Source organism: Pseudoalteromonas maricaloris (assembly GCF_024746855.1).
GTDB lineage: Bacteria > Pseudomonadota > Gammaproteobacteria > Enterobacterales > Alteromonadaceae > Pseudoalteromonas > Pseudoalteromonas maricaloris.
In genome coordinates this window covers 3,225,187-3,244,958 of record NZ_CP024625.1, presented here as the reverse complement: position 1 = coordinate 3,244,958, position 19,772 = coordinate 3,225,187, and the positions used below count along the sequence as shown (strand labels likewise).

The window sequence follows — 19,772 nt, the reverse complement described above, 5'->3', positions numbered from 1 at the left end:
ACAATGAAAGCGATAATTTTATCTGCTGGTCGTGGTAAACGCATGATGCCACTGACCGCGAACCAACCAAAACCTATGCTTAACGTCGCAGGAAAACCACTACTTGAGCATCATATCGAGCGTTTAAAAGCGGCTGGGATCTGCGATATTGTGATAAATCTTGCATGGCAAGGTCAGGTGATAAAAGACTATTTCGGCAATGGCATTCACTTCGGTGTCAATATTGAGTACAGCGATGAGCCTGAAGGTGGATTAGAAACAGCAGGTGGAATCATTCAAGCATTGCCGATGTTATGTGAACAGGATGATAGCTTTATTGTACTCAATGGCGATATTTTTACTGACTATGATGTCAGCAGTCTAATGCAGTTACAGCTCGGTAGCACAGCAGAGGGTCATTGCGAGGCGCACATTGTGTTGGTAGAAAATCCCGAACATAATCCTGAAGGTGATTTTTGCCTTGCCCATCAGCCGCTCAATCAGCAAAAGTATACCTTGTCTGGCATTGGCAAATATCACCAAAGTTTTTTTGCCGAGCTTGGGGCTGGCTTTATAAAACTAGGGCCGTTGCTGCGCAGTGGGCTTGAGCAGCATAAAGTTTCTACTGAACTATATTTGGGCGCGTGGGACGACATTGGCACGCCAGAGCGACTAAAAATGATCAACGAAAAGTTAGGGTATAGCGATGTGGGGTAAATTATTAGGCACAATTTTCGGCTTTTTATTTGGTCGTTGGTTAGGCGCTATTTTAGGTTTTTATCTCGGCCATTTATTTGATAAAAGTTTGCGTCAGGATTTTGATAAAGTCGGTGGCTTTCAAGGTTTCATGAAAGGTGAAGATCTGCATGAGCGCCAAGCCTTGTTCTTTTCCAGCTGTTTTTCTGTGATGGGACATATCGCCAAGTCTAATGGTCGAGTCAGCGAAATCCACATTCAAGCTGCGTCTGCGTTTATGAGCGAAATGGGCTTGCAGGGTGAAGAGCGAAAAGAAGCGCAACATGCGTTTACTGCGGGAAAAAGCAGCGACTTTTCGATAAAAGAAGCGGTTACCGATTTTAAAGAAGCTTTTGCTAGACGCTATGACTTGAGGCAGCTGTTTTTAGAAATTCAAATTCAAATGGCGTTTTGTGATGGTCATGTGTCCGATGCGGAGAAGGCCTTACTTAAACAGGTGAGCAAGTATTTAGGTTTCGCAGAAACCCACTTTTTGTTCCTGCTAAAGCGTTACCAAGCAGAATTTGAGTTTCGTCGCTCTCAGGCGTCGGGGAGATCGCAACATCAACACCAGCAACAAGGTGGCCGTCAATCAACACCACAAGATAACGGTTTAAACCGTGCTAAAGCATTGGCTGTACTGGGATTGAGTGAAGGGGCGAATGAGCGTGAAATCAAAAAAGCTTACCGCAAACTGATGTCGCAGCATCACCCTGACAAATTGGTGTCTCAGGGATTACCTAAGCATATGATGGAAGTGGCAAAGCGCAAAAGCCAAGATATTCAGTCTGCCTATGAATATTTAAAAAAGAGCTAACTTGAAACACTATAAGACGCGTAAAAAACCGAGTAATTCCTTTCTGAGCCTTTGATGTTGGAGTGGATCGGTTTTTTCTCCAAAAAGCTCCCGTTGGCGATAATCAAATTTACTGTTTTTTCTCGCCCAGCGGGCTCTGTCCGACGTATTGTCGACCACAATAGGGTTGTCAAAACTGTAGTAAACATCCAGTAAAGCAGGGCTTATCAGAGAAAGGTTGGATGCTAAGTGCTTTTGCCGCGTTGCATTAGGTAGTTGTGGGCTAACAACGGCAAAGGCATCGATACGTAGATTGGGCAGGGTGGCTAAGTGCTCACCGAATAAGCCTGCGCTATTACCAAATGCGACAACCACCAACTTTTCTGTTTGAGTCATGGACAGGGTGTTATAAAGCACCTCAAAGCGGCTGATCAAGGCCATTTTATATTCGTCGAGATTAGATTCTGAAATGGGTGCAAGCGTTTGCTGAGCCGGTTTTTCAGCATCGGGGAGCGCGATGTCTTGCTCTAGCAGACTCGGTGCATAAGAAAGGTCCGGCGGAGTAAGGGTATACGTGTCGTAGCCATCATCGCTTAAGCGTTTTGCAAGAAAGCTTATGCCGCTGTTATTGAGGGGCGGAGTTTGCATGTCTGGTAATAAGATCACGATGCCTTCACGAGCAGCTGCCATATATTCTTGATGAAATACATAAAAGCTTTCGTTTTCGCTTTCCAGCTTTATCAGTTGCGATGGCTCGTAGAAGCGATTAGCGTCTTGCTGATAAAGAGAACCAAGTGGTGCTGCATCAATATGTTCTGCAGCAAAAGTCGTCGCGGGTAAAGCGGTAACAAGTAATAAAAGCGTTCTGATGATCATGGTACAAGCGCGTAAAATATCATAATTGGTTATCGACCAGTTAAGCGAAAGCTTTAGCTGTCGCTATTTTTTAGCGTTTTAAGTTAAACTGCTCGGCAGTGGAAATGAAAGGAGAAATTTGTGCAGTATAAAGATAGCAAACGAGACTATCTCTTTATGTTTTTAAAAGGGGCCGGAATGGGGGCTGCGGATGTTGTCCCTGGCGTTTCCGGCGGTACTATCGCTTTTATTACCGGTATCTATGCACGTTTTTTAAATGCCATCAAAAGTGTGAACTTACAGGCTTTGAGCACTTTGCGTCGTGACGGCCTAAAAGCAACTTGGCAGTACATTGATGGTAGCTTTTTACTGGCGGTATTTTCTGGTTTGCTCATCAGTGCAGCGTCTTTGGCGAAGGTGATCACTTATTTATTGGAAGCACACCAAACACTGGTATGGTCATTTTTCTTTGGTCTTATCGTCGCTTCTTTTATCTATGTTGCAAAACAGGTCTCTCAGTGGAACGGCCAAAATATTATTGCCTGCGCAGTTGGAGCTATCGTAGCCTTTGCTATTACTTCTCTTTCACCAGCTGAAGCGCAAGCATCTCATTGGATGTTTTTTATCTCCGGTGCTATCGCCATTTGCGCGATGATCTTACCTGGGATCTCAGGGAGCTTTATCCTACTGTTATTGGGTATGTATGGCCATGTGCTCAGTGCGGTGAACCAGCTTGAACTTGGCTTAGTGAGTTTATTCTTACTAGGTTGTGTTGTGGGGTTAATGTCGTTTTCGCGCCTACTCAGCTGGCTATTGGCGCACTATCAACAAGTAACGTTTTCGCTACTAGCTGGTTTTTTACTTGGCTCGCTTAATTTATTGTGGCCTTGGAAACAAGTGCTTACGACTTACGTGAATTCCAGTGGTATCGAAAAGCCATTGAGTCAGGCCAATATTTTGCCAGCGCAATATAGTACGCTATACGGTCAAGATCCAAATACGCTGGCATGTATTGCGCTTGCCATCGCAGGCCTTGCGCTGATCTTAACCATTGAAAAGATAAGCGAAAAATATTAATAAAATAGACACCTAGAACAATAGACACGCGTTGAGCTTACGTGTCTATTGTTCTAAACCACCCCGTTACAGAAAGTCGCGGCGCTTTTGCGAATGGTGCGACGTAAGTCACAGAATGAATTTTACTTACATCAAAAACCACCAATGAATTAAACTTAGGTGCATAACTTTTAGTGGGTGTGCCATCACGTTCAAAAAACTGCAGTAGCCCGCCCCAGTCAGGGTGCCAACTTTTGCTTAGGCTGAGTACATAGGCATAAACCCGGCCCTCAGCTTCAACAATGTCATTATGTCGAGTTAAATACTGACCACCAATAAATCGTGTTGCTTGGGCAGAGGTACGGATTATGTTCTGTCCAGAGATAGCGGAAAAGCAGGACTGTACAGCGCTACTATTGAGGTTATTGTAGAGTTTTTTCAGAGCCTCAGGGCTCGTCGATTCTATGGAGTGGCGGCCATACATAAAACCAACCCCACGTGATGCATAGCTATGTATATCTTCGAGCAAGGCTTGCTGCTCTTGCGGTGTTAAGGCAAGAATATCACTGTCTTTGACTGATTTTGCTGCCCCGTTATGAAACAGTGCGAGCTGGTAGTCTAGGTTACAGAGACACTCATGTAGTTGTTGAGCGTTTGTATCGTCTAGAATATTTTCAATCCGTGCAAAGCCATCGTTGCTCAATTTTTGCTGTAATTCAATTTGTTGTTGCTGCGAAAGTTGAAGCATATATACCTACTGCTGATGTATGGGCCTGTTTGTAATACTGTAAACAGGATGCCTTAGACTTCAGTCCAATGCTGATTACTTTTTATCTATGCTAAAGTGAGTTTGGCTGAAATGCCATCCCTCTGCACTCATCGATAGGCAAAAAAATGAAAATCAATGGACTACTGCTATTCTGTTGCGCATGGGTCATATCCGTGATCCCATCACCAGCCTTGGCGGCTCAAGGCACCTTAGATCTTACCAGCTCGACACTCGGCTTGGTTTGTATTGTTGTCTTCGTTTTAGCATACGCACTTGTAATGCTCGAAGAAAAACTCCATATGCGAAAATCAAAGCCAGTGCTTGTGGCGGCAGGCATCATTTGGCTCATGATTGGCGCGTATTACGTCAATCAGGGGCAACCCGATGTTACCGAGCACGCATTTCGGCATAATTTGTTAGAATTTGCGGAGTTGATGTTGTTCTTGCTCGTTGCGATGACTTATATCAACGCACTAGAGGAGCGCCGCCTTTTTGATGCGCTACGAGCGTGGATGATCCAAAAGGATTTTAGCTATAAGAATCTATTTTGGATCACTGGGTTCTTATCCTTTTTTATCTCTCCAATCGCAGACAACCTAACAACAGCCTTACTAATGTGTGCCGTGGTGATGAAGGTGGCTGATGGTGACAAAGAGTTTATCAATCTAAGCTGTATCAATATCGTGATAGCAGCCAATGCTGGCGGTGCATTCAGTCCCTTTGGTGACATTACCACTTTGATGGTATGGCAAGCCGGTATGGTACATTTCAGTGAATTTTTAGCGCTATTTGTTCCTTCACTGGTCAATTACATCGTACCAGCACTCGTAATGAGTTATTTTGTGGCGGATAGAAAGCCCAGTGCAGTTTACGAAAGAGTAGAGCTTAAACGCGGCGCTTTAAGAATTTTAACTTTGTTCCTACTGACTGTCGCAACCGCTGTGCTCTCACATAGTTTGCTGCATTTACCACCGGTCCTTGGCATGATGATGGGCCTCGGTTACCTACAGTTTTTTGGTTACTTTCTAAGAATGACATTACCGGGGTCATTAGCACGCAAGCGAGCGATGGCGGAAAGAGAAGGGGATCAAGAGCGTCTTGAGAAGTTAGGAAGTGTTGTGCCATTTGATGTCTTTAGCAAAGTTTCACGCGCTGAGTGGGATACCTTATTATTCTTCTACGGTATTGTTATGTGTGTTGGTGGCCTTGGGTTTCTCGGTTATTTAAGTTTAATGTCAGAGATATTATATGGTGAATGGTCTGCAACGTATGCCAACGTATTCTTAGGGATTATTTCCGCGGTCATCGATAATATTCCTGTGATGTTTGCGGTGCTGTCGATGCAACCTGAAATGTCACATGGCCATTGGTTGTTGATCACGCTTACGGCTGGAGTAGGGGGGAGTTTACTTTCTATTGGCTCGGCGGCAGGTGTTGCGCTCATGGGGCAAGCTAGAGGTTATTATACTTTTATGGGGCACTTAAAATGGGCACCCGTGATTTTGCTTGGTTATATCGCAAGTATTTTATGTCACCTGTGGCTTAACGAATCTGCTTTTAGCGTGTTTGGCTAGCGCTTACCCAAAGTGTAGTGAGAGTGAATAATCAATATGCGCTTCACTCTCACTGTCTTTATTGCTCGGCGAGGTAGTACTGATATCGTTGCACCCATTCCTGTGATACTGGTTTATCCATATTCAGCACTTTCTCGACTTCAGTAATTACAATAGCACCATGTATTTTTCCTACCATAACAGGCGTCGCAACTTCAGTGTTTGCTTTGATGCTGCCATTAACCACTTCCACGGCCGCTACCCCTAATTCCGTGGCGAGCATTCTATCTTCAACAGATGGTGCCCCACCTCGTTGAATATGCCCTAACACGCAAAGTGCGCAATTGATATCGGCATTGCTATTTAACTCTGTTTTAAGCGCTTGAGCGCCGCCTGGCCATAAATTCTCGGCCAGTATTATCAAAAAGCTACCGTGTTGATGTTGCTGCTCGATGGCATTTTTGACATGAGCTAAGACCTGAGAGGTATGCTCTGCCGTGCAGTTTTCAAATGAAATGATAGCCTCAGCACCTGTCGCAATACCTACATGGTAAGCAATATGTCCGTTATGACGACCCATCACCTCGGTGATAAAAACTCGCTCAAAGGCATTTGCGGTATCGCGGATTTTATCTATTGCGGAGGTGGCAGTATTGATGGCTGTGGAAAAACCAATGGTGTTGTCACACCCTGAAAGGTCGTTATCTATAGTACCGGGAATACCAATTAGCTGACCTTGCCAGTGAGCTGCCAGCGCCTGCATTCCCCTAAACGAGCCGTCACCACCAATCACAATAAGTACGTCAATATGGAGCTTTCTCAGAGCATTTGCTGCTTGCAGCACGCCAGCGGGTTCTAGCATCGCAGGGCAGCGGGCACTTTTTAGAATTGTGCCACCAAGTTGGGTGATATCGGTGACGGAAACCGCACTTAGCTCGGTGTACTCTTGATTAATTAGGCCATTGTAACCATGAAAAAAGCCAAAGCACTGAAATCCAGATCTCAAGGCACTTAACGTGATAGCCCTAATCGCTGAGTTCATACCGGGCGCATCGCCGCCACTTGTCAGTACTGCTATCCTTTTCGTCATGTCGCCACTCTATTATCGCTTGGTTATTCTTTTTGTATACTACCAGAGTGATTTGAAGACAAGTTGATCGACATTAAAGATAGAGATTAAATGCGAGGATATAGAAAGGTAAAACGGCATTTAGGTCTACCTAAATGCCGTTTTAATTAACGTTGCGTGACTTTGCTAGCAAGTTCTTCACGTTGTGCGGTCGGTAGGTTATCTACGACGATTTGATAAGAATCATCGATCATTTTCTTTATTTCGTCTTCTGGAATAGTGCCATCTAAGATGACTGTGTTCCAAAGACGCTTATTCATGTGATAACCAGGCACAACAGACAAATACTTGTCTCTAAGCAATAATGCTTCGTCAGGGTCGCATTTTACATTTAACCACCAAACAGGTTCACCATTTTCATCTACTTGCCCCTCTTTCCCCTCAGTTAGAGTTGCAAACATTTTATGCTGAACTTTGTACACATCTACGTCTTGCGCAAAAGGCTTAGTGATAAAGGTTGCAGGCTTGGCCTGCAAATATTCATGTACGCTTTTCTGATCCATAGCCCGTGTCCTTGAAGTAACAGTTAATACTACATGAGAGTAAGTTTAGCAGCTCTTGTGATAATACTGTAATCGTCTATCAGTAAAAACTATCAGAAAGTCTATACTATGGCGTTATAACGCAGACAATTATTGAATAACTGACCGTTTTATATCGGTTTAACTCACAGTTGACGATTAAAATAAGTACAGTGTGTAAAAGCACTAAAATTTCAGTCGTCTACAATATTAGAAAAGCTAACTTTTAATTTCCAGTTAAGGACTAAGTTGGCTTCACAAATTATGCTAAAAATACACTCATAACCTAAGTGGACTAAGCTAGGAAATCATTGCCAGTTGACCGTAAAAAATTTCCCACTTGTCTCTGTTTCCCAAATTAGGAAAAGTTACGGCATAACATCCCTTGTGCAATGCTATACCTCTAAACAGTCCGCTATTAAATTAAATAATACAAAAATATGCAACAATAATTTCTTCATTGATTAAATATTAAACGTTGTGTAGACTCATCGGCCGCATTAGTAAATAGCATCGAAATGTGATGTTTCTTTCCTAATAAAGAATGTTTTAGTTTTCTTATTGAATTAAAAACCCGAGGAGTATCAGTGGCTTTTGGAATAGTTTCAGCTTTATGTGCGATGGTAATGTATCTTCAAACTCTATGGACTGGAATGCCAAGAAAACGCTGGTTAAGTTTGGCCGTAGTAACAGGCCCCGCGGCGTTAATTCTGTTTCGAGTGCACTATCGTAGAGCGTGGATGCGTCGCTGCGCAAATTTAGTTAGTTGGAAAGCGTAAAGTGGTTAGGTCAAATGAAACTAGGCTATTGCACGAGCTGTAGGTTTGGCTTTTCACTCGGGGTGTGTTGCTTTAAAAATTGTTCAAATTCACTGCTTGAAAGCGGTTTTGAATAGTAATAGCCCTGAACTGTTTGGCAGTTTAGCTGCTCTAAAATATTGAGTTGTTCTTCATTTTCAACCCCTTCCGCAACAACGTGAAGATCTAAGTTATGTGCGATAGTGACAATAGAGTCAACCATGTTTCTACCGCGCTCGTTACCCATATCATCGATAAATGCTTTATCGACCTTGAGTGTATTTAGCGGAAATTGCTTGAGATAAGCCAGTGACGAATAGCCAGTACCAAAGTCATCCATGGCTAAGTGTATTCCTCTAGCACTAAGTGAGCGCATTATCGAAATTGCTTCTTTTGGATCGTCCATCACCGTTCCTTCTGTGATTTCTAACTCAAGAAAATAAGAAGGAAGTTGATTTTTTTGCAAGATAATGTCGATACGAGTGGTTAGATCCGGCAAGCTAAACTGTTTTGCTGATAAATTAACCGCAACTCTGCCATTGAACAGTCCTTTATCAATCCAGCGCTTTACATCACGGCATGCTTTGTCTAAAACGACTTCACCAATTTCGATGATCTGTCCGGTTTCTTCTGCGATAGGGATGAATACACCAGGACTTATCACCCCCTTTTTTGGGGTAATGAAACGGACTAGCGCTTCCATGCCAACCAGTTCACCGGTTTTAATATTCATTTTTGGCTGATAGTAGACAACAAAGTGATCTTCTTTGAGGCCATAGCGCATTAAGTTTTCAATTTGCAGACGCTTAACCGCTTGCTCGTTCATGGAATCATTAAAGAATAAATAATGGTTACCCTTTTGCTTGGCATGATACATAGCCGTATCTGCATTTTTCAGCAGACTTTCAGGAGACTTACCATCTTCAGGGCACAGTACAATTCCAACAGAAGAGGTGATCACTAACTCGTGATTAGCAATTTTAAAAGGAGTCGCAATCGCCGCTAGAAATTGTTTTGCTGTACGTGTAATAGTGTGAATATCATTGGTGCCTGAAATCACCAGCGCAAATTCGTCACCACCTAGTCGGTAGAAGGTATCTTGTTGGCGAGCTAGTTTATTTAGCCGCATTGCCAGTTTCGCAAGTAGCGTATCACCTAACTGGTGGCCTAGCGAATCGTTGATCTTTTTAAAGTTATCTAAGTCAAAGACAAGTAGCGCATGGTGTGTCCCTTGTAATGACAACTTTTGTAAGTTGGTAAAGAACAAGTTGCGATTGGGAAGACCTGTTGTACGATCGCGATTAGATAAATTGTGGAGTTGAGACTCTGCCTTTTTACGCTCAGTTAAATCAGAATAAACAACCACATAGTTACTGATCTGACCGTGGTTATTTTTAATTTCATCAATCGTAATTTCGATTGGTAAGAGTACGTCTGCCGCATTACGAAGTTTGAGTTCTTCTTGCCAATGCTCTGTTTGTTTAAGCTGAGCCTTTACCTGAGCAACAAACTTATTGTCATAACCTGGTAAGCTAAAATGTTTATTTAGATAATGTTCTCGTTGGCCACCAAATAATTTAAGGTAACTCGGATTGAGATCGACCAAATTATAGTGTCGGTCATAAATTGCGATCGCGTCAGTAAGAGATTCAACACATTTTGCAAACAGATTTAGCCTTTCCTCGGTACTCTTGAAGTGACTAATGTCGCGAACCGTACCTGTCATTCTTAGGGGGTTAAGGTTGGCATCTTTCTCGATAATTTTGCCTCGGTCTAACACCCAGTGATACTGGCCTAGTTCATCTTTAATACGATAGCTTGCTTCAAAGAATGGTGTCTTTTCTGCGAAGTGCTGTTTCATCAGCTTTTCAACGATTAATAGGTCTTGTGGATGGATCCTATGCTGGTTGGGGATGACGCTGCCAGGCTTCGCAGAGTTCATGCCGTATTTATCGTTGATCCGAACAATCTCACCTGATTGAATATTCCAGTCCCATAGTGTATCGCCACTGCCTTCAATGGTACTTTTAAATCGTTGTTCTGAATGCTTAAGTTGAAGAGTGGACTTTTTGAGTTGGTGATTTGACCAAACTAAGTAGGGAATGCTGAGCAGAGCAATCACGCATGGTACGAGCCAAGCTAACTGGGCACCTGTTAATACACTTGCGTCACTGGCGTAAATTACATGCGGAGTCAGTGATAAAAGTAGTGCATTGATTGTTATTGTTTTTATTTTTAGGCTCATATAATGCGTAATTCATAACTGCAATCTCTAATCTAAATCAAGCCATTGTAGTAGTCAAAAGGAAAACGTTGATTAAGGGGAAATTCAGGTTAATTGCGGTTTTTCACAACAGCGAAACAAAGTTTCAGATGAAATTCATTGTTCTAACGAGTATGGCTGCGTATTTTTTGAACTTTGATTAGCTCTCAAATTAATGGACTAGGTGAGAAAAGTCTTATTAGTCATTCAAAGGTTTGATAAGCACTCCTTGCTTACACTAAAACACTAATTACACTTTAAAATCAGTCGTGGAGCATTTGGCTCTAACATCTTATCTATATAAGTAAGGATGTCTTCTAATTCCAAGTTGGCCAAAGCTTGGATTAATCTTTGTTGCATATCAAACTGGTGGAAGTCATTGGTAATTGAAATCCACAAACGCTGCGCCCTTAGCCTTAGATTTTTGTCTTGCTCCGATATATGTAGTAACAAGCTTTCTTTCGAACGTTGCCAACTCACTTCATCGAGCTGATGCAATTGTTTGGCAAACTGCTTAAGAAATTGATTGTGCCGTGCAAGTAGGTGTTCACTATCAAAGTTGGGAGATTGAATATAAAAAGCGATACCTGCACGTGTATTGAATGGTGCATACCCTGCGCCAACTAAATAACCAAGTTGTTCCTTTGTTCTTAATTGCTCAAAATAATCTTGATTAATGAGATTATTAATCGCCATCATGGTGACTTTTTCTTTAACGGAATCGGTACGTGATTGAAAATATTCAATGAAGGCATAATCACTGCCTTCGCGTTCGATATGTTGTTCCGTTAGTTTCGTCAACTCGTTTAAGGGACGTTTCAAATCTTCTAAAATTTCGCTACTTGAAAATAGCCCGTGCACTGATGTTTTTAATTTTTCAGCATGTTTTAGTTGCCAGTTGCCATGCATGAAAGCTTTGACATGAATGGCTGAAAAAAACTGCTTTCGAAATAGTTGAAATTCGTTAAAACTGGCACTTTTAAGTGCGCCGGCTAAGTCTTCAGGACTTGGGTTCCAGGGCATCAAATGGGCACCAAGTCGGCTAAACAGTTCGCTAACAGGCTTATTCTTATTGTGATTCTTCCAATGGCGGATAAGTTGCTTTTTATATTCCGCAAAGCGAGCTGCATGGATTGGTTGATTCAGTAGCGCCTCGACTAGCTCTAAAACCAAGGTGATTTGATTACCAGTAAGCCCTGCGGTGTGAAGTGTTAAGCCACCTTGATGGGAATTAATATGATAACTAAGGCCGGCTAATTCTGCGCTATAAAAACGCTCAGCGACCGCATCCATAAAGAGATCGGCAAACAGGCGAGAGAGTGCCATATGCTTGTGACAGGTGACGGACGGGGCGGAATCTATTTCGAGATAAAAATGCCCTTTGGTGACTCTAAAAGTCAAATCCTGCTTAAACCAAAATTCAAATCCAGGCTGATCAGCTAGACGGATCGGCGTATCCTGTTCACTCTCTACATCATGAAGTGGATTCTTCGCGCTAAGATATGGATTAATTAGTGGCAACGACATTTGTGGCAAAGGCATATGCACATTATAGAGCGACTCAATCCAATCTTTGGCTATTGGCGAGACACTGTATGGCGTGTTGTACCACTTGGCCTTTTTATTAACCTCCACATGAGGGTGGATAAGCACAAGGCGCATATTGGTAGGACACAAATGCATCAGTAGTTTTTCGTGCTGCTCTTGAGAAAAGCCATCCATGCGATAATCACCATAGAGAAAATCTTCTTCCTCATAGTGGTGCATATTCACGCTGATTGAATTTACCCAGTCTAACATGCGGCCGACTTCTTGGTTATCGAACGCGATATCTAGTAAAGTGCTTTTATCTTGATAAAGGCGTGGTAGTGCAGCAGTATTTTGCTTAATTAGTGCTATGTACTCGAACAGCATTTCCACGATGTCTTCATAGTATTCAATCCCTTCATCGGTAAGTGCAAAGCTGATATTAAAATCTCTGAAATTACTACCCGTGATCCCACCGCCAGCCGACAGGGCATTGATCCAACCTTGTGACTTGAGGATAGAATACAGAGAGCCTTTACCTTCATACCCTAACAAATGGGCTAAAAAGCTCACACTTTTATGGCGGTATAAATCTGTAGGGTTGGGCATAGCAAAACTGACAATAAGTTTTTGCATATGTTTTCTAGGCTTTATTTGCAGTTCTAGCTGTAGGTCTTGCTCTCGGTACATAGGCGCTTGGATCGCTGGCTTTTGCGCTTTGCTGCCAACAATTTTTGTAAAAGGTGAGCAAAAGGTCGCAAGTGTAGCCAGCGGTTGTGGTGCAGCTATCACCAAAGTCATCCATTGGGCCTGATAGTATTGATTGAAAAACGCTCGTAATTCACTGGCAATATTACCATTACGATCTGCGAGAGTGTCTCGGGTACCAACAGAGAACTTGGCAAAAGGATGCTGAGGATTGATAGTTTCTTTATGAACTTGATAGATGCGACGGCCATCATCTTTGATTTTCATCTTAAACTCGGCATCGATGGCTTCACGCTCTTTTTCAGTATCGCTCTCGCTCAGCAGTGGAGACACAAAAAATTGGCTAAAGCGTTCTAACGCTTCGTCTAGTTGTTCGGCGTCGCAATCAAAGTAATAGCTCGAGTGCTCGGTACCGGTCCACGCATTGCTCTGGCCACCATACTGACTAATAAATTGCGAAAAGCCACCCGAATCAGGGTGCTCTGCAGTACCAAGGAATAGCATATGCTCCAGAAAGTGCGCCATCCCTTGACGCGTTTCGGGGTCGTCAAAGTGGCCGACATTAACTGTTAATGATACGGCGCACTTAGCAGTTGAATCGTCATTGATCAACAAGACTCTAAGACCATTGTCCAGTGTTAGTAATTGGTACTGCCGACTATCATTATTACTCAGTTTCAATATGCTGCTGCCGATAAATTAGTTAAAAGATAACTGAAGGTAATTAGAATTTCATTTCATGTTAATCCTTCATTTGTTTTAATATAGCGAACAAACCAGTGAGATAGCTACCGGTTTAGAAGAAAATAATACCAAGCTGCATATGTGAGTAGTCAGCAAGTATAAGATCCCGAGTGTGAGTGGCGCAGAAGGGAAAGGCCATTAGCGACAGTAGGTTAAACGTGGATCTCATCACGCATAAGTCTGCATATATGTAGGGTGATATAAACAGAAGGTGCTGAACAGTATGAAGACTATCTTGATAATGCGTCATGGTGAAGCTGAACCCATGCAAGCCGACGATGCAAGCAGAAATTTAACCGAACAAGGATTACAACAAGCCAAGGATGTAGGTGAATGGTTGAAACAATATTTTGAGATAGACGCAGCACTTGTGAGTCCCTTCATCAGAGCACAACAAACCGCGGAGCAAGTGCTTGCACTTCAAACTCCTAAATTTGTTGAAACCTGTTCAGACATAGTACCGAGTGGATCAGCACACACAGCTATTGATTATTTAGAAACACTTATCTCTATGTATCCAACACACCAAACCTGGATTTTAGTCGCACATATGCCAATAGTTAGTTACTTGGTAGACCGTTTGTGCCCGGATACAATGCCTATCTTCTCGACTGCCGCGGTAGCTATAATTGAATACAATGAACAGACTGGCCGCGCCGAATTCACATCGATGCAGTTACCTTAAGCCTTTTATTCATAATTGGCATAGAAAGGCTAAAACTTCCCTTTAATCGGTCTAATGTCCTCTTTTTAATTTTGTTTGAACTTTATCATTACACCAGTGTCATATCATTGGCATTGCAATCATGGTTTCCGATATGGCCAATACGTTTGTTTGGGCGCAAATTTGTATTGTTTAGGTAACCTGCACAGTTTCGACCACTGTGTTATGGTTCTGTTATCGGTAAATATGGTTTTATGGAACTTATATACCATTAAGTTTAAAGGACAATTGTCCGCTTTTTTGTGTTTTTTGTTGCTAAATGTTGTGAACTGTCAGCTAACGTCGCTGAAAGTTGCAAAAAAATTGATTTTTTAGTTCGGTTTATAAAGCAAAGTAGAAATTACCTGCTATAATTATCGCCGTCTCGTTCAGCCTTACAAAGTTGTATCGCACTCTCGACTGTAAGGTCCGCGTTATTATATTCAAATCGCGAAAAATTGAACGTTCACGCCAAGTGAAACGGCGCCCAAATTTTAAACCGTTGAACAAAGAGTGCACTAAAAGGTCGAAAACCAACATGAAAGCAATGAAAAGATCTACGTTAGCTACCCTTATTAATGCTACGTTGTTCTCTGCTGTGGCAGGTACTTCATTTTCTGCACTTGCTGAAGAAGAGCAAGCCAAAAAAAATCAACTAGAAGTTATTCAAATCACCGCACGTAAACGTGTTGAAAACGCGCAGGAAGTACCTGTGTCTGTTTCAGCGCTTCAAGGTGATAACTTGAATGCTTACAGCTCAGCGGGTATGGACATTCGCTTTATGAATGCGAAGATCCCAAGTTTATCGGTAGAATCTTCGTTTGGTCGTACTTTCCCACGTTTTTACGTACGTGGATTAGGTAACACAGACTTCGATCTAAATGCTTCTCAACCTGTATCTTTGGTTGTTGATGAAGTGGTTCAAGAAAACCCTATTCTAAAAGGCTTCCCTGTATTCGATATTGCACGTATTGAAGTATTACGTGGTCCTCAGGGCACGCTATTCGGTCGTAACACGCCAGCAGGTCTTGTTAAATTTGACACAGTTAGACCAAGCCAAGAGTTTGATGGCTATGCTGCTGTTTCTTATGGTAGCCGCGGCGCGGTAGACTTTGAAGGCGCAGTAGGCGGCTCAGTAACTGAGCGTGTATCAACACGTATTTCTGCATTGTGGCAGGAACAAGAAGACTATATCGATGTAAAAGCGCCAGGCTTCGAGAAAGAAGACTCTCTAGGTGGTTACAGCGAGCAAGCCGTTCGTGTTCAATTCCTATATGAAGGCGATGATTTTAACGGCCTACTTAACTACCACTACCGTGATTTAGATGGTCGCCCAATTGCATTTCGCGCAAATTTAATTGAAGCTGGCACAAATAACATTAACCCATTGTATGACAACGATGTGGTATACCACGATGCGGCCTCTCGTTCGACGCAACAGGTTGAAACTCAAGGTTTGAGTCTAAAGCTTGAATGGGACTTACCTGAGCATACTGTAACGTCAATTACTGCTTGGGAAAGTGCTGAAATCTATTCTCGTGCAGACGTTGACGGTGGTTACGGTGCTGACTTCCTTGGTTTCCAAGGCCCAGGTATCATTCCATTTGCTTCTGAAACAGCTGACGTTATTCCTGAGCATAATCAGTACACGCAAGAGCTTCGTTTATCTAGCAACTTCTCTGGCGATTACAACTATCAGGTAGGTATCTTCTTATTTGAAGAAGATCTCATGATTGAAAGCTACAGCTTTGATACATTTGCATTTGATGCTGGCCTTGGTCAGTACGGTGCACAAAATGGTTATGCTTACCAAGATCAAGATACATCAGCATGGGCGGTATTCGGCTCTTTTGATTACACCGTATCTGATGATTTAAAAGTAACAGCAGGTTTGCGTTATTCTGACGATGAGAAAGAGTTTTACGCCAAGCGTACTAAAAACCCAACACCTTGGAACGGCTCTCCAGACGTACTTGATGGTACCGCTAACCCAAGCGATAGCCACGTCAGCTGGGACTTAAGTGCTACTTATAAGCTAACTGATGACGTAAACTTGTTTGGTCGCGTAGCTAACGGTTTCCGTGCTCCAAGTGTTCAAGGCCGTATTTTGTTCGGTGATGAAGTGACTGTTGCTAAGTCAGAAACTACCAACTCAATTGAAGCAGGTATTAAGTCAGACGTACTTGATGGTCAAGGTCGTGTAAACGCGACAGTATTCTACTATCAGATGGATGACCAACAGCTAACGGCTGTAGGTGGCGGCTCAAACTTCAACCGCTTAGTGAATGCTGATAAAACAACCGGTTATGGTTTCGAACTTGATACCGAATGGGTGTTAACGGATGAGCTAAATGCAACCTTTAACCTAAGCTATAACAAAACTGAGTTGGAAGATAAAAACTTAGCAGTAGCGGTTTGCGCGCAGTGTACCGTGACGGATCCGACCTATATGGTTGAGGGGGCGAACGGTCCAGAAGCTCGAGCAATTTTGGACGGTAACAGCTTGCCTCACGCTCCTGAGTGGATCGCAAACGCAACACTTCGCTACACGAAAGAGTTAGAAGGCGGCGAGTTCTTTGTATATGGTGATATGTCTTACCGTAGTGAAGTAGACTTCTTCTTATACAAATCAGTAGAATTTGAAGGTGAAGCGTTGTTTGAAACAGGTCTTCGTGCTGGTTATATGTGGTCTGAAGGCGATAACGAATATGAAGTGTCAGCTTTTGTTCGTAACCTATTTGACGAGCAAGTGGTTATCGGTGGTGTAGATTTCAATAACAACACCGGTATGCTAAATGAAGCGCGCTTCATTGGTGCTGAATTCAAAGTGAAATTCTTCTAATTCACGCTACAGTGATTATAATAGAGTAACTAAAGCCCGCATTAAGCGGGCTTTTTAATGAAATTTTTATGTTAGGAGTGGATATGTCAGGTTTTTGGAATTATCGAGTGATATATTGTGAAGCAACAAAAGACGAAGCGGCTTTATATCAAATCCATGAAGTGGAATATAACTTAAATGGTAAGGTAACGAATTGGTCTGAAACGGGTGCTGCACCTTTTGGTCGTTCGATGGAAGAGTTGCAAGCGGATGCAGATAGACTGAAGTCAGCTTTCGATAAGCCAATTCTAAAAGTGATTAGACAGCCACGAGGCTATACATTAGTTGAAGTTGATAGCGGTGAAGAAGCCACTGCTGAGCCACCAGCAGGGATCAACGGTTAATTAATACAACCAAATTAAGGAGTGTAAATGCGTTTTCAGGCAGTTTTATTTGATTTTGACGGCACATTAGTTGATTCAGAAGCACTCCATTACCAAAGTTGGATGAAGGTGTTAGCCCCGTATCAGGTTACTTATACGGAGCATGACTTTTGTGATGAGTTTTCGGGTGTACCAACGCTTAAGGCCGCGCATATACTCAAAGAAAGACACCAACTTGCGCCTTCTGCCCGCGATTTATGTGATGAAAAAAATGTCGTCTTTGTCGCAACTGCTGCGGAAGTACTCCCTAAGTTAATGCATTTTGCAAAGCAAGTCGTTGAATTAACCTCAACGCGTTGTCCAATCGCACTCGTGACAGGAAGTAGCAAAGCAGAAGCGCTTCCTGTTTTACAACACTACCGGTTATTAGAGTTATTTTCTGTCATTGTGTGCAAAGACGATGTAGAACAGCCGAAGCCTCATCCAGAACCTTATCGCAAGGCGCTTGCTGCGCTAAATATTGCGCCACACGAAGCCGTGGCAATAGAAGACACCTGCACAGGATTAACTTCAGCCAAGGAAGCTGGGTTAACTGCGGTTGTCGTGCCAAATATGCACTCTAATAAACAAGATTTAAGTCTTGCCGATCATTCATTTACCGATCTCGAAGCGGTTTTTGACTGGCTTTGCCCTGAAAGGTAATAGCAATTGGTATAAACAGGGGACTGTTAGTCAAAGCTGTTCGATTTTACAAACGTCGATTCTTGTGTAATCTTTAAGTGTGAAATTTGTTAATTTTTAATATCGGCGAACGCAAACAATGCACCAATTCGCTGGTATTAACTATCCACTGCAAAGGATTATGCTATGCGATACGTACCATTCTTATTCTGTCTATTATTAGGTTTTTCCAATCTCCTTTATGGAAATGAAACTCACACAAAAATCCAACTTGCTTCGGTATATCAAGGCGACGAAGATATTTCTAATTATCTTGTTAGTGAAAAATTCGATGGTGTTAGGGCCATTTGGGATGGCTCGCAACTGCGTACGCGTGGTGGTCACTTAATTAAGGCGCCAGACTGGTTTACGCAAGGGCTACCTGATACATGGTTAGACGGTGAGTTGTGGGCTGGGTACAATAACTTTGCTTTTGTGAGCGCGATTGCAAGACGCCACTCGCCTAATAATGAGCACTGGCGTCAAGTGACTTATTATGTATTTGATGCGCCAAATTCTACAGAAATATTCTCCCAGCGTCATGAGCGTTACTTAAGCCTACTAAGCCATATTGAGTTATCACACATCAAACCCGTCAAGCAGCTATCATTTGGCTCCGTTGATGAGCTAAACGACTATTATCATGGTGTCTTAACGCGAGGCGGTGAAGGGGTTATTTTGCATGCTAAAAATGCCAAACACGAAGATGGAAGAACAACCAACGTATTAAAATACAAGCCGTACCTTGATGACGAAGCCATCGTGATTAAGCATTTACCCGGTAAGGGAAAGTACCAAGGGATGATGGGATCGCTATTGGTGAGAGATGAACAAGGTATGGAGTTTAAAGTTGGGTCGGGGTTTAGCGACGAAGAGCGCGCATCACCACCACCGATTGGTAGTCAAATTACCTATCGATATCAAGGATATACTAAGTTTGGTAAACCGCGTTTCGCGCGATTTTTAAGAGTAAGGCCAAAGTTATAGAATGGCACTACTGCTGCAAAGAAAACTTGGGGGTTTTTAGACGGTAGCGAGCACTACGGCTCGCTATCAAAGTGCAATGGACTTATTCTGCACGGCCCATGAACTTAGATTCAGCAGTGTTGATCTTAATTTTGTCACCGCTTGAAATATGCTCAGGAACTTGAACAACAAGGCCTGTCGTTAATGTCGCAGGCTTTGTTCTAGCACTAGCTGATGCACCCTTGATTGAAGGAGAAGTATCTTCAATCACAAGCTCTACGCTTGAAGGCAAGTCGATAGAAACAGGCATGCCCTGAACCACGACGATAGATAAACCTTTCGTTGATTCATCGATAAATAACAATTGCTCAGCAATAGACTCTTTATTTAGGTGGTATGGCGTGTAATCTTCATCATCCATAAACACATATTCATCACCATCTACATATGAAAGCATTGCAGGGCGGCGGTTAAGATCTGCAAGTGTCAGCATTTCTTCCGCTTTAAAAGTTTCATCTACTTTAGAGTTATCTACTACATCGTACATACGCATACGGTATAGGCTACCACCAGCGCGACCTTGTGGTACCGAGCGCTCAATGTCACGAACAATCATTACGCGGCCGTTATACTCGATCGCGGCATGTTTTTTTATTTCACTTGCCTTTGGCATAGCTTAATTCCTAATACAAATAAAGTTGGCACAATATAATCATTTTTCGGCTTTTTGGCGAGTTTCAAAACTCA

At 42.6% G+C, this 19,772-nt stretch carries 16 protein-coding genes; 9 read left to right on the top strand and 7 right to left on the bottom strand.

Going from position 1 to position 19,772, the window contains the following annotated elements; genetic code table 11:
• The first annotated feature begins 3 nt into the window (after positions 1-3).
• Both murU and djlA read left to right on the top strand, forming a co-directional pair.
• Positions 4-696, top strand: coding sequence for an N-acetylmuramate alpha-1-phosphate uridylyltransferase MurU (gene murU, locus CTT31_RS14335; RefSeq protein WP_045987745.1), 693 nt, complete (start codon positions 4-6; stop codon positions 694-696).
• The gene (gene djlA, locus CTT31_RS14330) at positions 686-1,531 is read left to right on the top strand and encodes a co-chaperone DjlA (RefSeq protein WP_239980957.1); all 846 of its coding nucleotides are present in this window, start codon (positions 686-688) and stop codon (positions 1,529-1,531) included. The genes murU and djlA overlap by 11 nt, the downstream gene beginning before the upstream one ends.
• 9 nt (positions 1,532-1,540) lie before the next feature.
• Here the strand turns inward: djlA and CTT31_RS14325 are convergent, their stop codons facing one another.
• Positions 1,541-2,386: an alpha/beta hydrolase family protein gene (locus CTT31_RS14325; RefSeq protein WP_260491486.1), complete on the bottom strand. Its 846-nt coding sequence runs from the start codon at positions 2,384-2,386 to the stop codon at positions 1,541-1,543.
• A gap of 120 nt (positions 2,387-2,506) precedes the next feature.
• On the opposite strand from CTT31_RS14325, the gene CTT31_RS14320 reads away from it, so the two are divergent.
• Entirely contained in the window at positions 2,507-3,442 is a 936-nt protein-coding gene (locus CTT31_RS14320) for a polyprenyl-phosphate transporter (protein WP_260491485.1), read from the top strand.
• Positions 3,443-3,479: 37 nt separating this feature from the next.
• Here the strand turns inward: CTT31_RS14320 and CTT31_RS14315 are convergent, their stop codons facing one another.
• Positions 3,480-4,169, bottom strand: a complete 690-nt coding sequence (locus tag CTT31_RS14315) for a 2OG-Fe(II) oxygenase family protein (protein ID WP_039493880.1) — start codon at positions 4,167-4,169, stop codon at positions 3,480-3,482.
• A gap of 146 nt (positions 4,170-4,315) precedes the next feature.
• On the opposite strand from CTT31_RS14315, the gene nhaD reads away from it, so the two are divergent.
• Positions 4,316-5,764: a sodium:proton antiporter NhaD gene (gene nhaD, locus CTT31_RS14310; protein ID WP_260491484.1), complete on the top strand. Its 1,449-nt coding sequence runs from the start codon at positions 4,316-4,318 to the stop codon at positions 5,762-5,764.
• Positions 5,765-5,822: 58 nt separating this feature from the next.
• On the opposite strand, the gene CTT31_RS14305 is transcribed toward nhaD, so the two are convergent.
• The 4 genes from CTT31_RS14305 to CTT31_RS14290 all read right to left on the bottom strand — a co-directional run bounded on the left by CTT31_RS14305 (position 5,823) and on the right by CTT31_RS14290 (position 13,369).
• Positions 5,823-6,833, bottom strand: coding sequence for an ATP-dependent 6-phosphofructokinase (locus CTT31_RS14305; protein ID WP_260491483.1), 1,011 nt, complete (start codon positions 6,831-6,833; stop codon positions 5,823-5,825).
• Positions 6,834-6,979: 146 nt separating this feature from the next.
• Positions 6,980-7,375 (bottom strand): MmcQ/YjbR family DNA-binding protein, encoded by a 396-nt coding sequence (locus CTT31_RS14300; protein WP_260491482.1) that lies wholly within the window; start codon positions 7,373-7,375, stop codon positions 6,980-6,982.
• A gap of 822 nt (positions 7,376-8,197) precedes the next feature.
• On the bottom strand, positions 8,198-10,435 hold the full coding sequence (locus tag CTT31_RS14295) for a putative bifunctional diguanylate cyclase/phosphodiesterase (RefSeq protein WP_039493874.1): 2,238 nt from the start codon (positions 10,433-10,435) through the stop codon (positions 8,198-8,200).
• A gap of 264 nt (positions 10,436-10,699) precedes the next feature.
• Positions 10,700-13,369 (bottom strand): insulinase family protein, encoded by a 2,670-nt coding sequence (locus CTT31_RS14290; protein ID WP_260491481.1) that lies wholly within the window; start codon positions 13,367-13,369, stop codon positions 10,700-10,702.
• Positions 13,370-13,655: 286 nt separating this feature from the next.
• Between CTT31_RS14290 and sixA the strand changes: the two genes are divergently transcribed.
• From sixA to CTT31_RS14265, 5 genes are all read left to right on the top strand, one after another.
• Positions 13,656-14,117, top strand: a complete 462-nt coding sequence (sixA, locus tag CTT31_RS14285) for a phosphohistidine phosphatase SixA (protein WP_211858453.1) — start codon at positions 13,656-13,658, stop codon at positions 14,115-14,117.
• A gap of 556 nt (positions 14,118-14,673) precedes the next feature.
• A complete protein-coding gene (locus tag CTT31_RS14280; protein ID WP_260491480.1) occupies positions 14,674-16,977 on the top strand; it encodes a TonB-dependent receptor in 2,304 nt (767 codons plus the stop codon).
• 83 nt (positions 16,978-17,060) lie between these two features.
• Entirely contained in the window at positions 17,061-17,360 is a 300-nt protein-coding gene (locus tag CTT31_RS14275; RefSeq protein WP_010374748.1) for a hypothetical protein, read from the top strand.
• A 27-nt stretch (positions 17,361-17,387) separates the two neighbouring features.
• On the top strand, positions 17,388-18,041 hold the full coding sequence (locus CTT31_RS14270; protein WP_222241362.1) for an HAD family hydrolase: 654 nt from the start codon (positions 17,388-17,390) through the stop codon (positions 18,039-18,041).
• A 165-nt stretch (positions 18,042-18,206) separates the two neighbouring features.
• A complete protein-coding gene (locus tag CTT31_RS14265; RefSeq protein WP_260491479.1) occupies positions 18,207-19,046 on the top strand; it encodes a DNA ligase in 840 nt (279 codons plus the stop codon).
• A gap of 82 nt (positions 19,047-19,128) precedes the next feature.
• Here the strand turns inward: CTT31_RS14265 and efpL are convergent, their stop codons facing one another.
• Positions 19,129-19,698: an elongation factor P-like protein EfpL gene (efpL, locus tag CTT31_RS14260; protein WP_010606026.1), complete on the bottom strand. Its 570-nt coding sequence runs from the start codon at positions 19,696-19,698 to the stop codon at positions 19,129-19,131.
• Positions 19,699-19,772 lie beyond the last annotated feature (74 nt).